12 protein-coding genes are annotated in these 14,850 nt (G+C 60.4%); all 12 read right to left on the minus strand.

The window, feature by feature from the left end:
• Positions 1-45: 45 nt before the first annotated feature.
• Positions 46-1,650: a methyl-accepting chemotaxis protein gene (locus HNR03_RS16355; protein WP_259154629.1), complete on the minus strand. Its 1,605-nt coding sequence runs from the start codon at positions 1,648-1,650 to the stop codon at positions 46-48.
• Positions 1,651-1,849: 199 nt separating this feature from the next.
• Positions 1,850-2,254, minus strand: coding sequence for a TraR/DksA family transcriptional regulator (locus HNR03_RS16360; RefSeq protein WP_007907888.1), 405 nt, complete (start codon positions 2,252-2,254; stop codon positions 1,850-1,852).
• Positions 2,255-2,581: 327 nt separating this feature from the next.
• The gene (locus tag HNR03_RS16365) at positions 2,582-3,604 is read right to left on the minus strand and encodes an ABC transporter permease (protein WP_259154634.1); all 1,023 of its coding nucleotides are present in this window, start codon (positions 3,602-3,604) and stop codon (positions 2,582-2,584) included.
• 57 nt (positions 3,605-3,661) lie between these two features.
• Positions 3,662-5,227, minus strand: coding sequence for a sugar ABC transporter ATP-binding protein (locus HNR03_RS16370; RefSeq protein ID WP_259154635.1), 1,566 nt, complete (start codon positions 5,225-5,227; stop codon positions 3,662-3,664).
• 70 nt (positions 5,228-5,297) lie between these two features.
• Positions 5,298-6,224, minus strand: a complete 927-nt coding sequence (locus tag HNR03_RS16375) for a sugar ABC transporter substrate-binding protein (protein WP_259154636.1) — start codon at positions 6,222-6,224, stop codon at positions 5,298-5,300.
• A gap of 149 nt (positions 6,225-6,373) precedes the next feature.
• The gene (locus HNR03_RS16380) at positions 6,374-7,426 is read right to left on the minus strand and encodes a Gfo/Idh/MocA family oxidoreductase (protein ID WP_259154637.1); all 1,053 of its coding nucleotides are present in this window, start codon (positions 7,424-7,426) and stop codon (positions 6,374-6,376) included.
• 179 nt (positions 7,427-7,605) lie between these two features.
• Positions 7,606-8,616 carry a Gfo/Idh/MocA family protein gene (locus tag HNR03_RS16385; protein ID WP_259154638.1) on the minus strand — a complete coding sequence of 337 codons (1,011 nt, stop codon included), beginning with the start codon at positions 8,614-8,616 and terminating at the stop codon, positions 7,606-7,608.
• A gap of 33 nt (positions 8,617-8,649) precedes the next feature.
• Positions 8,650-10,581: a 3D-(3,5/4)-trihydroxycyclohexane-1,2-dione acylhydrolase (decyclizing) gene (gene iolD / locus HNR03_RS16390; protein WP_259154640.1), complete on the minus strand. Its 1,932-nt coding sequence runs from the start codon at positions 10,579-10,581 to the stop codon at positions 8,650-8,652.
• 130 nt (positions 10,582-10,711) lie between these two features.
• Positions 10,712-11,527 carry a TIM barrel protein gene (locus HNR03_RS16395; RefSeq protein ID WP_259154641.1) on the minus strand — a complete coding sequence of 272 codons (816 nt, stop codon included), beginning with the start codon at positions 11,525-11,527 and terminating at the stop codon, positions 10,712-10,714.
• 22 nt (positions 11,528-11,549) lie between these two features.
• Positions 11,550-13,052, minus strand: coding sequence for a CoA-acylating methylmalonate-semialdehyde dehydrogenase (locus tag HNR03_RS16400; RefSeq protein WP_259154642.1), 1,503 nt, complete (start codon positions 13,050-13,052; stop codon positions 11,550-11,552).
• Between the two features lie 44 nt (positions 13,053-13,096).
• Entirely contained in the window at positions 13,097-13,906 is an 810-nt protein-coding gene (gene iolB, locus HNR03_RS16405) for a 5-deoxy-glucuronate isomerase (protein WP_259154643.1), read from the minus strand.
• Complete coding sequence (gene iolE / locus HNR03_RS16410; RefSeq protein WP_222587287.1) at positions 13,903-14,796, minus strand: myo-inosose-2 dehydratase; 894 nt, start codon at positions 14,794-14,796, stop codon at positions 13,903-13,905. The genes iolB and iolE overlap by 4 nt, the downstream gene beginning before the upstream one ends.
• Positions 14,797-14,850: the final 54 nt, after the last annotated feature.

Below are 14,850 nucleotides of genomic sequence, written 5' to 3' on the forward strand. Positions count from 1 at the left end.
AGCCTGCACAGCTTCGTTGCCAATCCGGTAACAATGGTCAGCTACTCAGCGAGCACTCTGCGGCTTGTAGCCCAATCGCAATCCGCCCCAATGCCGGCCCTTGAGCATGATCGGCACCGAGAGGTCGTGCATCAGTTCGCCCGTGTCTCGGGTATAGGTTTGCAACAACACAGGCTGTTGATGGCTGCCACAGCGAATGCCGGTACGGTCGGCGAACTTGCGTTTGGTGCGGTTCTGCAAGGTATCGACCTGCGCATCGCCGGTCAGCGGCAGGCTGAAGGCCTTGTTATGGGTCGGCACATAACCTTGCTGAGTACAGGCGATGGCGAACACCAGCCCGTCATGGCGCGGCAACAACGGTTCCTGAATGGCCGGCAAAACCTGATCGGTGTAGCGGTCGAAGCGCGTCTGAAACTTGGCCGGGCTGGTGTTGGGGATCGCCTGGTAGTTGCGGTCAAACAAGTCGTCGAGACTGATCCGGCCCTCGTCTATATCCGCCTCAAAACGCGCAGTGATCTGGCTTGCGCCTTCGCGGGCCAAGTCATAAATCCTTTGGTGATAGTCATCCAGCCCGACTTCGGCGAGGCGCTCGCTGATGGTTTCGGCTTGCCCCTCCATTTGCACAGCAGCCTGAGCCAGACGCTGGGTCTGTTGGTCGCTGACCGTCAGGTCGCTGCGCATCTGTTCGATGGCGTGAAACAGGCTGTCGAGTTGTTCGCGGTTGGTGTCCGTGCCCCGAGCGATTTCTGCGACCTGGTGTTCGACGCCAGCGGCCAGCCGCGCGATGTTCTCCAGATGCTGACCGGTGTGCTCGACCTGCTGGACGCCGGTGTCGAGATCGCTGGACAGTTGCCGGATCTGCTCCACCACTTGCGCTGTGCGTTGCTGGATATCGGCAACCATCTCCCCGACTTCGCCGGTCGCCGTCGCCGTGCGCGCCGCCAGGCCACGCACCTCATCAGCCACCACCGCAAACCCGCGTCCGTGTTCCCCGGCCCGGGCCGCTTCAATGGCGGCGTTCAAGGCCAGCAGGTTGGTCTGGCTGGCGATGGATTGAATCACAAGCGTGACCCGTTGAATGTCATCGCTGCGCAGGCTCAAGGCTTCGATCAGCTCACGGCTGTTGTTCGCGCGCTGGCTGAGCTGATGCATGCGGGAGATCGATTCGATCAATTCCGTACGACCGGCCGCGCTGCTCTGGTGGGCCTCGCTGGCAGCGTTCAAGGCTTCTCGACTGAGTGTCGACGTGGCTTGTTCGGTGGAAATCATCACTTCGGCGTTGCTGACAATCCGCTTGGCCGCATCGAGTTGCGACTGGACCCTGTCGGCCAGTTGCTTGACCGAAAACGCCACGCCAGCGGCGGACAATGCGTTGTGACTGGTGGTGTAGGAAAGGTCGCGGGTCAACTCGGCAATGGCACTTGAGCTGTCGGCTGGGGTTGAATCGGCGACGGCTCGCGTACGCAAGCGTGGCAGCCAGACGATCAGCACGGCCACCGGCAGACCGATGTAAAGCGAAGCGCCGCCCAAGGTCATGCCACAGAGCAACAGCACCAGGGCGATGCTTTGCAAAGTCGGCGTCAGCCAAAGGTTTTTTCGCGCAAGCACTGGTGCAGGCACATGCCCAACCAGAGATCCGTCTCTCGTCATCTTCGTCACCCCGTGGAGCTTCTAATTGTTGTGTCTGCATTAAACGCCACTAAGGGGCCATTATCTATGGTCCATTAGTAGTGGGCCTTGCAGCAGATCAATAGAAGGACGCGGGTTTTTCGCAGACGAAAAAAAGCATCGCGGGCAAGCGTCGTTCCTTCAGGAACAAGGCTTGCCCGCGATGCGGGGCGTTACGAAATCAGGCCTGACGCTGGTGCTTGTCGATCTGTTCGTGACGCTCTTGAGCTTCGATGCAGTACTTGGTGGTCGGGCTGATCAGCAAGCGCTTGAGGCCAATGGCCTCGCCGCTGTCATCGCACCAGCCGAAGCTGTCTTCTTTGATGCGTTCCAGAGCCTGTTCCAACTGAGGCAGCATGCGCTGGTCGCGATCGATCGCATTCACCAGCCAGGTGCGCTCTTCTTCGACAGAAGCAGCGTCGGCCGGATCGGCTGGGGTGTCCAGGCTCTCGATGGCGATGCGGTTCTGTTCGATGCGCTCATGGGTTTCGACTTTCATGTTCTGCAACAGCTCGGAGAAAAAAGCATGTTGCTCGGCATTCATGTAGTCATCCGCCGGCATGGCCAGCAACTTGTCCTTTGTCATTGATATCTCTATAAAAAAACGTGCATTAAGGCGAATTAGGGAGCGTTCCGGCTGACCGGGTCTGGCCATCGGAAAGGCGCCATTTATTCCAAGCGCCACCCGGCACTCAATTTACGAGGGGCGGCAGTCTAAGGCCGACTTGAGGCCTCAGCAACTGAAAAGACAGCGAATTCGTCCGACAAAGCCACGAAAGTGCTTTATGGCAGCCTTTGCGTTGGTTATCGGAGTGCGTTTATAGCAAGAAATTCAATCAAGCGGCTGTATATAGAAGACAAACGGCTGCGCCACGCGGGTCAGGCGTGGCGCATGTTGCTGTTTCGTCCGGCTTCAGCGCTTGAGTTTACGCTTGTTGCGATACTGGTCGATGACCACCGCCACCACAATAATCAGTCCCTTGATGATGTCCTGAATATACGCATCAACCCCGACAAAGGTAAACCCGCTGGCCATCACCCCGAGAATCAGCGCACCGATCACGGTGCCGGTGATGCGCCCGACCCCACCGGCCAGGCTCGTGCCGCCGATGACCGCGGCGGCAATCGCGTCCAGTTCATACGACATGCCCATCCCGGCCTGCCCGGTCGCGGCGCGCGCTGAAGCCACCACACCTGCCAGGCCGGCCAGCAATCCGGCGATGCTATAGACGATGACCAGATGGCGCTTTACGTTGATCCCCGAGGTGCGCGCCGCCTGCATGTTGCCGCCGATGGCGTAGGTGTACTTGCCGTACTTGGTGTAACGCAGGGCGATGTGAAAGATCACCGCCACGACCAGGAAAATGATCACCGGCATCGCGCCGTGCCCGATCGCCGTGTAGGAATCCGACAGCATGCTCACCGGCTGGCCCTCGGTGTAGAACCGCGCCAGGCCCCGCGCCGATACCATCATGCCGAGGGTGGCAATGAACGGTGGGATGCCGGTGATGGCAATGATGCTGCCGTTGATTGCCCCCGCCAACAGCCCCACCCCAAGTCCAGCGATGACCGGTATCCACACCGGCAAGTCCGTCAGTGACGGAAACACCGCCCGGGCAAAATCCGAGGTCTGTGCCAGGCTGGCCGCGATCATCGCCGACAACGCCAGCACCGAGCCGGAAGAAAGGTCGATCCCGGTGGTAATGATCACCTGCGTCACGCCGATGGCCAGCAGACCGATGATCGACACCTGCAGGATCATCAGCACCAGACGCTGGGAGTTCATCAGGAAGCTTTGATCGCGCACGATCCAGCCAAACAGTTCAAAGACCAGGCCGATGCCGATCAGCACCAGGAAAATGCTCATCTCGGTCGGAAAGCGCCGACGACTTTTGATCGGTGCCGTTGCTGGCTTATTTTCCAGTATCGCGTTCATAAACACTCACCCTTCTCTTGCGTCGCCAGCCGTGACCATTGTCACCACCGGCATCAATTAGTGAACCAGGGACAGGCCCGAGGCCAGTTGCATGACCCGCTCCTGGGTCGCTTCGCTGCGGTCGAGGGTGCCCATCAGGTCGCCCTCGTGCATGACCATCACCCGGTCGCTCATGCCCAGCACTTCCGGCAGTTCAGAGGAAATCATGATCACCGCCATGCCTTCGCTGGCGAGGCAGGAAATCAGTCGGTAGATTTCGGCCTTGGCCCCGACATCGATGCCGCGGGTCGGCTCGTCGAGAATCAGGATTCGCGGGTTGGTCATCAGCCAGCGCGCCAACAAGGCTTTCTGCTGATTGCCGCCGGACAAGGTGTCGATGCACTGTTCCAGCGAAGGAGTTTTGACCCGCAGCTTCTTGCACATGTCTTCGCACAGCGCACGCAGGGCTTTCTGTTGAATAAAGCCATGACCGGCGTAATGCGGCAGCACGGCCATCTCCATGTTTTCCAGGACCGACAGGCACGGGAACAGACCGCTGAGCTTGCGATCCTCGGTGAGCAAGGCGAAGCCCTTCTCGATGGCCAGGTGCGGATCGCTGATGCGCACCACTTCGCCATCGAGGCGAATCTCGCCGCCATCGCTTGGGGTAATGCCGAAAATCGCTTCGGCGACATTGGTGCGGCCCGAGCCCATCAACCCGGCGATCCCGAGAATCTCGCCCACATGCAGGTCGAAGGAGACGTCTTTGAAAATGCCGTCCAGCTTGAGGTCGCGCACCGACAGCAGCAGATCGCCGATCGGCTTCTCGCGCACCGGGAACAACTGGCTCAGTTCGCGACCGACCATCATCGAAATCAGGCTGTCGCCGTCCATGCTGTCGGCCCGTTGCAGGCCGATGTAGGCGCCGTCACGAAACACCGCCACTTCATCGGCGATGCTGAACACTTCATTCATTTTGTGGGTGATGTAGATGATGCCTTTGCCCTGGCTCTTGAGGTCGGCAATGATCGAGAACAGGTGGGCGACTTCCTTGTCGGTAATGGCCGAGGTCGGTTCGTCCATGATCAGGATGTCGGAGTCGTAGGACACCGCCTTCGCAATCTCGACCATCTGCCGCTCGGCGATGCTCAGGTTGCCGACCTGCTCTTCGGGATCAAGATTGATCCGCAGACGCTCCAGCAACTCGGCGGTGCAGCGATGCATTTTGCGGTGGTCGATCATGTGCAGGCCGTTGAGCTGCTCGCGGCCGATCCAGATGTTTTCGGCGATGCTCATGTGCGGCATCAGGTTGAGTTCCTGATGGATCATTGCGATCCCGGCTTGCAGCGCCGCCAGTGGCGTTTCGAAGACCACCGGTTTGCCTCGCAGGCGAATTTCACCGGCGTCCGGCTGGTAGATGCCGGCGATGATTTTCATCAGCGTCGATTTGCCCGCGCCATTCTCACCCATCAGGGCCAGCACGGAACCGGGGCGCACCCGAAGCTGCACGTCGGACAAGGCCACCACACCGGGAAACCCCTTGCTGACGTTGAGGATCTCCAGCAGGTACGGCTCATCGACAGGTGTTGCGGTTGGCTGGATACCCACCAACGGGGTGCTCGAAGCAGTCGCTGAAGCGAACATGATCAGGTACTCCATCAGCAAGGTCGCCGTGGCAACCTTGCATACTTATTGTTGTTATTGAACGGACGGACTATTTGAACGTGTCGACGTTTTGCGGGGTGATCAAGCGATACGGCACCCAGACGGCCTGCTCAACCGGCTCGTTCCTGGCCATCCTCACCGCGGTATCGATGGACCCGTCTGCCTGACCTTTGGCGTCCTGGAACACCGACACCGCCATGCTGCCCTTCTTGATGGCGTTCAAGCCATCTGGCGTACCGTCTACACCGGCGATCAGCACACTGCCCTTGTCGACACCGGCCTGTTGCAGGGCCATTGCGGCACCGATGGCCATTTCATCGTTGTTGGCCACGACCGCATCGAACTTGCGGCCCTGGGTCAGCCAGTCGTTGACCAGGGTCATGCCCTTGTCGCGCAGCCAGGTCCCGGTCTGCTCTTGCTCGATCTTGATGTTCGGGTACTTGGCCAGCACCTCTTTGACGCCTTTGGTGCGGTTGGTGGTGGAGTTGTTCGCCAGGTCGCCCAGCAGAATCACGATGTCACCCTTGCCGCCCATTTTGTCGGCCAGGTACTGCATCTGCATTTCACCGGCCTCCAGGTCGTTGGAGGCCACCGTGACCACGCCCTTGGGCAGTTTCAGGTCATCCGGGCGGCGGTTGACGTAGACCAGCGGGATGCCGGCCTTGACCGCCGCTTCGGTGATTTTTTTGGTCGCGGCGGTATCCACCGGGTTAACCACGATGGCATCAACCTTCTGGCTGATGAAGCTTTCGACCTGGCTCAGCTGCTTGACCACGTCGCTGCGAGCGTCTTCGAATTGCAGCTTTACACCCTCGGGATAGGCCTTGGCTTTCTTGTCCATGGACTCGCGCAGGTAGGTCAACCAAGTGTCATCGAACTGGGACATGCTGACGCCGATCTTCATGTCGGCGAGTGCTGCGCCGCTGGCGAACATCAGGGACAAGGCAAGCGAGGCGAAACGGATCTGGGTCTTCATGAAAAGTCTTTCTCCACATTCTTGTTGGTTTTATGGATAAGGCGGAACGATTTTTCAGTAAGCGGGAAAGCGTTGAAAACGAGCGAGAGGCAGGTCGTTGGAAACGACTTTATTGGAATATTATTTCTATATCAACTCATTTTAGAATTTTATTCTGATTTTATTCCACGGTGATCAAACTGCCCCAAAACCACCACTTGCTGGCGCTCTGCACTCAAGCGCGCCGCGTCCAGAACTCGGGTGGTCGCCAGTGCATCACGAGCCTCGACCGGCAGTGGGCCACCGCTCTGTAACGCGGTTTGTAGCTCTAAATAGAACTGCTGCCAGCAGCCGCGTTCGGAGGGCACCCGCTCGCGCACTTCGCCCTGTTCGAACCAGCCCCAGCGCCGATGCTCTTCGACGCCCCAGCGTTCGCCTTCGGATTTTGGCGAGAGCCCGGCTAGCGCCGAGGCCTCCTGCCCGTCCAGCCCGTCGACGCTGTAGCAACCCTGTGTGCCGGTGACGCGGAAGCGCGGCCCGGGGGTGTTTTGCAGGCAACTGCCCCCCAGGTGCGAGGTGACGCCGCTGGCATGGGTCAAGGACATAAAGAAGCCGTTATCGAACACCTGATCTTTTTCCAGGTAGTCCAGTTCGGCGTACACCCGCGTGACCGGGCCGAACAGTTGCAGCGCCTGGTCCACCAGATGGCTGCCCAAATCACGAAGAAAGCCGCCGCCACTGCCGTTATTCACGGCTTGCGGGGCATAACGCTCGATTCGCGATTCGAAACGGGTAACCTGCCCCAACGCGCCGGACTCGATGAGTTTGCGCACGGTGAGGAAGTCCGAATCCCAGCGCCGGTTCTGGTAGACGCTGAGCCGCACACCCTGACGCTCGGCCATGGTGATCAGGGTCTGTGCCTGTTGCGCATCGGCGGCGAAGGGTTTGTCACTGACCACCGCCACGCCATGTTCGATGCCATCGAGCACCAGCGCCGGTCGCCCTTTGAGCGGTGTGGAAATCACCAACACATCCACCCCGGCCTCCACCAGTTGGCCAATGCTGTCGAAGGCCGGCACGCCCGGGTGTTCGGCTGCCAGCAGCTGTCGGCGTTCCGGTGAACGGGTGACCACGCCGACGAACTTGGCGGTTGGCAGGCTGCTGATCAGCGGAGCATGGAAAAACCGGCCGCCATGGCCGTAACCGACAAGTCCGATACGCATCTGTGCATTTCCTTCTTATTGTTCTATGAACCGCTCACCGGGTGTATATGGCCCGCTCGTAGGAAGCTGATCGTTCCCACGCTCTGCGTGGGAATGCCGCCATGGACGCTCTGCGTCCGCTCTTGGACGCGGAGCGTCCCGGGATGCATTCCCACGCAGAGCGTGGGAACGATCGGAACTCAGCCGTAGAAGTGGGGGCGGTCTGGCAAGCTGACTTTGACGATCTGGCCGTTATTCTGAGCTTCGATGCACGCATCTGCTGCAACGGCGGCGGCGAAGCCATCCCACGCCGATGGTCCGCCCACCTGTCCAGCGCGTACGCCATCGATGAACGCCTGCAACTCCACGTCATAGGCCGCGATGAAGCGATCTTTCCAGTCCATCAGAATTGCGTTGGACAGCTTCGCGCCGCTGCGTAACTGAACCTGCGACGGCTCCGGCAGTTTGGCGATGCCGGTCTCCCCCACCACTTCGCACTGGATGTCGTAGCCGTATTGGCAGTTGACGAAAACTTCCACGTCGATGCGCGTGCCCTTGGCGGTTTCCAGCAGGACAATTTGCGGGTCTTTCAGGTGTGCGAGCGCCTTGCTGCTCTTGCGCGGAAATACAACCTGCACCGAAACGTAATCGTCGTCGAGCAACCACCGCAGCACGTCCAGCTCGTGGATCAGTGTGTCGGTGATCGCCATGTCGGTCTTGTAGTTCTCACCCACAGTCGGGTTGCGGTGCGCGCAGTGCAGCATCAACGGTTCGCCGATCTGACCGCTGTCGATCACCGCTTTGAGGGCGCGATAACCTTCGTCATAGGGACGCATGAAGCCGACTTGCACCAGGCGTTTGCCGTGGGCCACTTCGGCTTCGACGATCTTGCGGCAGCCTTCAGCCGTGACCGCCAGGGGCTTCTCGCAGAAAACCGGTTTGCCGGCTGCGATTGCTGCCAACACGAACTCTTCGTGGCTCGGGCCCCAGGAAGTGACCAGGATCGCCTCGACTTCCGGCGCCTTGATCAGCGCGTGGCCGTCAGGGTAAACCTCGGCCGTGAGCTTGAGGTCGGACACCACTTTCGCCGCTTGCTGCAAATTAATGTCGGTCACCGCAACCACCTGGCTATTGAGCAAGGTCTGGCTGCAACGACGGATGTGGTCCTGGCCGATGGCCCCGGTGCCGATAACGCCTAGCTTCAACGACATGTCTGTTCTCCTGTTGGAATTTTTGTAGAGCAATCAGTACTGACGGGCCTTGGCCAGTCGTTCATTCAGGGTCTTGGCCACCGCGTCGGTGCGGGCGCTGGTGGAGACTTGCGCCACGCCGACCCGCCACCACGACAGGTAGCCGTGAATCATGGTTTTGGGCAGGACCTTGATGTCGATCAGCGTCGACACCGTCTGCAACCGTGCATCCGCCAGTGCTGCCCGCAGCTCGTCCACGGTGCTGACCTTGTAAGCCTTGCAGCCGTAAGCCGCCGCACTCATGGCGAAATCCACCGGCACGAAGTCGCCATCGAGCTTGCCGGTGTCCGGGTTACGGAAACGGAATTCGGTGCCGAAGCTGTCCATCCCATTGCCCATTTGCAGGTTGTTGATACAACCGAAGGTCATGTTGTCCAGCAGCACCACGTTGATCTTGCGCCGCTCCTGGATCGAGGTTGCCAGCTCCGAGTGCAGCATCATGTAGGAGCCATCACCAACCAAGGCGTAGACCTCGCGCTGCGGCTCAGCGAGTTTCACCCCCAGCGCGGCGTTGACCTCGTAGCCCATGCACGAATAGCCGTACTCGACGTGATAGGTGTTCACGCCTTTGCTGCGCCAGCTGCGCTGCAAGTCGCCGGGCAGACTGCCAGCGGCGGCGACGATGATGGCGTCATCGGCGAGGGTTTCATTGAGCACGCCGAGTACGCGGCTCTGGGTCAGGCAGGAACCGGTCAGCTCGATGAATTCGCGCAGCACCGCCGGGTCCATGTGGTCGTTGATTTCCGGGACGAAATCCTTGGCCTGGTATTCGACCTGATAGAGGCGATCGACTTCTTCGTCCAGCTGCACCTTGGCCTGCCGAGGCTGATCGCCCCAGCTGGAGCGGTAATCGCCCAAGGCTTCGGCCAGCGCTTGCAAACCGGTTTTGGCGTCCGCCAGCAATTGCACGCCATCGAGTTTCAGCGCATCGCACGGACTGATATTGAGGTTGAGAAATTGCACCTCGGGATGCTGGAACAAGGACTTCGACGCGGTGGTGAAATCACTGTAACGGGTGCCGATACCGATGATCAGGTCCGCGTCCCGAGCCAAAAGATTCGCCGCCAGGCACCCGGTTTCGCCGATGCCGCCGACGTTCAGCGGATGACTGGACACCACCGCGCTTTTGCCGGCCTGGGTTTCAGCGAAGGGAATGTCGAAGCGCTCGGCAAACGCCTGCAACTCAGCGTTCGCCCCGGAATAACGCACCCCGCCGCCACAAATGATCAGCGGCTTGCGCTTGCGCTTGAACAGCGCCAACGCGTCACTGAGCATCGCTTCGGTGGCCGGACGCCGCTCGATTCGGTGCACGCGTTTCTGCAGGAAATAATCGGGATAGTCGTAGGCCTCGGCTTGCACATCCTGCGGCAAGGCCAGGGTCACGGCGCCGGTTTCGGCGGGATCGGTGAGCACGCGCATGGCGTGGATCGCCGCCATCATCAATTGCTCGGGACGGTTGATGCGGTCCCAGTATTTGCTCACGGCTTTGAAGGCATCGTTGGTGCTGATGCTCAGGTCGTGAAACTGCTCGATCTGTTGCAGCACCGGGTCCGGCTGGCGACAGGCGTAGACATCACCGGGCAACAACAGCAAAGGGATGCGGTTGGCGGTGGCCGTCGCGGCGGCGGTCAACATATTCGCCGCGCCGGGACCGACCGATGAGGAGCAGGCGTAGATCTTGCGGCGCAGGTGCTGCTTGGCAAAACCGATGGCGGCGTGGGCCATGCCTTGTTCGTTGCGGCCTTGATGGACGACGAGGTCGCCGCTGTCCTGCTCCAGGGCCTGGCCCAGGCCCAGCACGTTGCCGTGGCCGAAAATGGTAAAGACCCCGGCGACGAATTTGCTCTGGACGCCATCGACCTCGATGTACTGGTTATCGAGGAATTTCACCAGGGCCTGGGCCATGGTCAGTCGTGTTGTGGTCATAACCGATCCTTTCAAATACCCCCCATCCCTGTAGGAGCTGTCGAGTGAAACGAGGCTGCGATCCTTAAAAGCAGGATCAAAAGATCGCAGCCTCGTTTCACTCGACAGCTCCTACGGGAGGTGGGTCAGGTTAAAGACTTCTCAGGTGATCCATGCTCGCGCCGATGGCCTGCTCAATGTCGGTCAGGCCATGCACGCTCTCGGCAAACGGTTCGAACGACAGGTAGCCGTTGTAACCGGCGCTGAGCAGTGTCTCGATCTGCAGCGCATTGCCCAGAATGTCGCCCTCGCCCACCAGCACCCGATGACCGTCGCGAATGGTCGCCAACGGCGCATCGGCATCTTCGACGCCGGAGATATGCACCAGTCCGGTCAGCTCGGGGAAAAACTCGGATTCGCCCGCCAGGTGATGGTGGAAGGTGTCATGGACCAGGCGGAATACATCCAGCCCGCCGATGGCCTTGATCGCGTCCACCGCCGTGCGTTTACGCCGCAGCGAGCACTCTTCGAACCCCAAGGGCTCGATGAAACCGAGAATGCCGTGATCGCGCAGAATCGGTGCCAGTTCGGTCAACGCGGCGCGCAACCACGTCGCGCGTTCGGCTTCGTTGCGCGGATCGGCGCGATCATTCAACGGGCACATGACCAAGCCCTGCGCGCCACACTTTTGGGCATACGCGGCCAGCTTCAACGCTTGCTCGCGGCGCTCCGCGTTCCACACATCGAACGGGTACAACGCGTTGATCGACAGTACGGTGATGCCATTGGCGGCGCACAGTTCGCGCACCCGTTCCGGGGTGGTGCCGTCTTTGATCTCGACGCCTTCGAGATCGTTGCGAATCTCGATGGCGTCAGCCTTGAGGGCCACCGCCAACTCGATGAATGCCGGCAGGGACAAACGGGGGGCGACCATACGGTTCAGGGCGAAACGCAGGGGCTTGCTCATTGTAGTTCTCCGCAAGAGCGAGTTATTTGGCAGTCGGCATGCTGAATTCAGGGCCCTTGGCAATGCTGTCGGGCCAGCGCTGCATCACGCTTTTGTAGCGACTGTAGAAGCGGATGCCTTCTTCGCCGTAGGCGTGGTGATCACCGAACAGCGAGCGTTTCCAGCCACCGAACGAGTGCCAGGCCATCGGCACCGGAATCGGTACGTTGATGCCGACCATGCCGACCTTGATGGTGCGGGCAAAGGCGCGGGCAATGCCGCCGTCGCTGGTGAAACACGACACACCGTTGCCGAATTCATGGGCGTTGATCAACGCCACGGCGCTGGCGAAATCCGGCACCCGAACGATACCCAGCACCGGGCCGAAGATTTCCTGCTGATAAATGCTCATCTCGGTCGTGACGTTATCGAACAGCGTGGCGCCAACGAAGAAACCGTTCTCCGCGCCCGGCACTTTGAACCCTCGACCATCGACAATCAGTTGTGCGCCTTGCGCCACACCCTGATCGATAAAACCTTCGACCTTGGCCTTGTGCTCCGCCGTCACCAACGGCCCCATATCACTGTCACCCTGCATGCCGTTGCCAACCTTGAGCTGATCGATGCGCGGCAGCAGTTTGGCAATCAACGCGTCACCGACATCGCCCACCGCAACCGCAATCGAGATCGCCATGCAGCGCTCGCCGGCCGAGCCAAAAGCGGCGCCGATCAAGGCGTCTGCGGCTTGGTCCAGATCCGCGTCGGGCATGACGATCATGTGATTCTTCGCCCCGCCCAGCGCCTGTACGCGCTTGCCGCGTGAGGTGGCTTGCTGGTGGATGTACTCGGCAATCGGCGTCGAGCCGACAAAGGAAATCGCTTCGATGTCCGGGTGTTGCAGCAGCGCGTCGACCGCCGTCTTGTCGCCCTGGACGACGTTGAATACACCGTCCGGCAAACCGGCTTCGGTCAGCAGGCGGGCCATCAGCAGACTGGCCGACGGATCACGCTCGGACGGCTTGAGGATGAAGCAGTTACCGGTGACCAACGCCAGCGGGATCATCCACAACGGCACCATCACCGGGAAATTGAACGGTGTGACACCTGCGCACACGCCCAGTGGCTGACGCAGGTTCCAGTTGTCGATGCCGCCGCCGATGTTGTCGCTGAATTCGGTCTTCAGCAGGTTCGGCGCGCCGCAGGCGTATTCGACGATCTCGATGCCACGGGTGACTTCGCCCTTGGCGTCGGAGAACACCTTGCCGTGTTCGCGGCTGATGATTTCGGCCAGCTCATCGTGATGACGGTCGAGCAATTCCTTGAACTTGAACATCACTCGCGAACGGCGCAGGGACGATTGTTCGGACCACGCGGGGAAGGCTTTCAGGGCCGAGGCGACGGCCTCGTCCACGGTCTTCTCGCTGGCCAGCCCGACGCGCGCTTGCACCACGCCGGTGGCCGGGTTGAAGACGTTGCTGAACCGCTCGCTGGTGCTGTCTTGCACTTGACCGTCGATGTAATGGCCGATGACCGGGACGTCACTCATTGTTCTTGTTCTCCGTGCAAAAGGTGGAATTCAGGTTATTCAGTTCACAGATCCAGCAGCCAGCTGTGCTGCGGATCGTTATGGAACTGCCAGACGCGTTTCGGGCCGGCCATCACGTTCAGGTAATACGACTCGTAGCCGTAAGGCACGCTGACCGGGTGATAGCCCTTGGGCACGACCACCAGGTCGCTGTTTTCCACGGCCATGGCTTGATCGATGCTGCGGTCGTCGGTGTAGACCCGCTGAAATACAAAGCCCTGAGGCGGATTGATCTGGTGGTAATAGGTTTCTTCGAGAAAGCTCTGGTGCGGCAAATCGTCGGTGTCGTGCTTGTGCGGCGGATAGCTCGAGGAGTGCCCCGACGGCGTGCGCACTTCCACCACCAGCAGCGAATGCGCAGGCTCGGTGTCCGGCAGGATGTCGCAGACGTAACGGGTGTTGGCGCCCTTGCCGCGCACGCTGCGCTTCATGGTCTCGGGTTTGATCAGCCGTGGGCCCAGACCATTGCTGGCCAGCCCCGGCGCGGCGCAGACGGCGATTTGCACATCGCTGAGCGCAACCACTTGCGCCTGGCTGCCCGGTGGCAAATACGCGGCGAACGGGGATTTGTCTTCGAACACCGACTGGCGATCGCCGAGGTTTTCCCAGTCGAACGCGCCCTGCCCCGGAGCTTCGCCCTTGATGCTGACGCGACCGCTGAGCAGCACCAGGCACAATTCCTTGTCGCCTGCCGCCACCGGCAAGGTTTCGCCCAGGCTCAAACGGTAAGCGGCGAAACCGACGTATTCCAATTCACCTTCGGCCAACTCGACCATAGTCCGGCCACGGGCGTTGCTTTTGACCAGCAGGCTCATCGCGCAATCCTCTCGTCGAGCAACGCACGCAAGGTGTCGAAGCCTTTTTTCGCATAGACGTAGCTGGGCGCCACCGCCGGATCCTGTTCGGCCTCGACCACCAGCCAACCGTGGTAATCGTTGGCCAGCAACACATCGAGCAGCGCGGCGAAGTCGATGTCGCCATCACCGGGCACCGTGAAGGTGCCGTTGATGATGCAGTCCGGGAAACTCCACAGGTTGTTACGCGCCAGTTGCACCACCGGTTTGCGCACGTCCTTGAAGTGCACGTGGCAAATGCGCTCGATGTGTTTGCGCAGCACTTGCAACGGTTCGCCACCGCCCATGTAGCAATGACCCGAATCGAACAGCAGACCGACTTCGCTGCCGGTCAGCGCCATCAACTGATCGATGTCCGCCGGGGATTCGACGTAGGCGCCCATGTGGTGGTGATACGCCAGACGCACGCCTTGGGACAGGGTGAAACGCGCCAGTTCGGTGAGCTTGTCGGCGTATGCCTGCCACGCCTGCTCGGTGTGGAAGCGCGGGCGCTCGACCAATGGAATGCGCTGGCCCTGGATGGAATCAGCGACCTCGCCGTAGACCAGCACGTTGGCGCCGTTCTTCGCCAGTAGCTCGACATGGCTGCCGATGGCGTCGATTTCTTCCGCCACTGAACGCTGCGCCAGGCGACTGGAATACCAGCCGGAGACCAGCGCCAGGTCATAAGGCCGCAGCACGTCGCCGACGCCTTTGGCATCCTTGGGGAATTTGCCGTTAAGTTCAAAACCTTCGTAGCCGATTTCCTTGCCTTCGCTCAAAGCGGTGCTCAGCGGCGTCTCGCCGCCGAGGGACGGCAGGTCGTCGTTGCTCCAGGAGATCGGGTTGATGCCAATTCGGATAGCGGGCATGTCTGCACCTATTATTGTTGTACCTAACCATTGAATACGGCGCGAATCCCTTGT

This window comes from Pseudomonas sp. JAI111 (genome assembly GCF_024809425.1).
Lineage (GTDB): Bacteria > Pseudomonadota > Gammaproteobacteria > Pseudomonadales > Pseudomonadaceae > Aquipseudomonas.

Bases quoted from the DNA above. Each gene is read 5' to 3' on its own strand.
- iolD (WP_259154640.1), bottom strand. From the start codon at position 10,581: ATGACCACAACACGACTGACCATGGCCCAGGCCCTGGTGAAATTCCTC.
- HNR03_RS16360 (WP_007907888.1), bottom strand. From the start codon at position 2,254: ATGACAAAGGACAAGTTGCTGGCCATGCCGGCGGATGACTACATGAAT.
- HNR03_RS16395 (WP_259154641.1), bottom strand. From the start codon at position 11,527: ATGAGCAAGCCCCTGCGTTTCGCCCTGAACCGTATGGTCGCCCCCCGT.
- HNR03_RS16380 (WP_259154637.1), bottom strand. From the start codon at position 7,426: ATGCGTATCGGACTTGTCGGTTACGGCCATGGCGGCCGGTTTTTCCAT.
- HNR03_RS16370 (WP_259154635.1), bottom strand. From the start codon at position 5,227: ATGTTCGCTTCAGCGACTGCTTCGAGCACCCCGTTGGTGGGTATCCAG.
- HNR03_RS16385 (WP_259154638.1), bottom strand. From the start codon at position 8,616: ATGTCGTTGAAGCTAGGCGTTATCGGCACCGGGGCCATCGGCCAGGAC.
- HNR03_RS16375 (WP_259154636.1), bottom strand. From the start codon at position 6,224: ATGAAGACCCAGATCCGTTTCGCCTCGCTTGCCTTGTCCCTGATGTTC.
- HNR03_RS16355 (WP_259154629.1), bottom strand. From the start codon at position 1,650: ATGACGAGAGACGGATCTCTGGTTGGGCATGTGCCTGCACCAGTGCTT.
- iolB (WP_259154643.1), bottom strand. From the start codon at position 13,906: ATGAGCCTGCTGGTCAAAAGCAACGCCCGTGGCCGGACTATGGTCGAG.
- HNR03_RS16400 (WP_259154642.1), bottom strand. From the start codon at position 13,052: ATGAGTGACGTCCCGGTCATCGGCCATTACATCGACGGTCAAGTGCAA.
- iolE (WP_222587287.1), bottom strand. From the start codon at position 14,796: ATGCCCGCTATCCGAATTGGCATCAACCCGATCTCCTGGAGCAACGAC.
- HNR03_RS16365 (WP_259154634.1), bottom strand. From the start codon at position 3,604: ATGAACGCGATACTGGAAAATAAGCCAGCAACGGCACCGATCAAAAGT.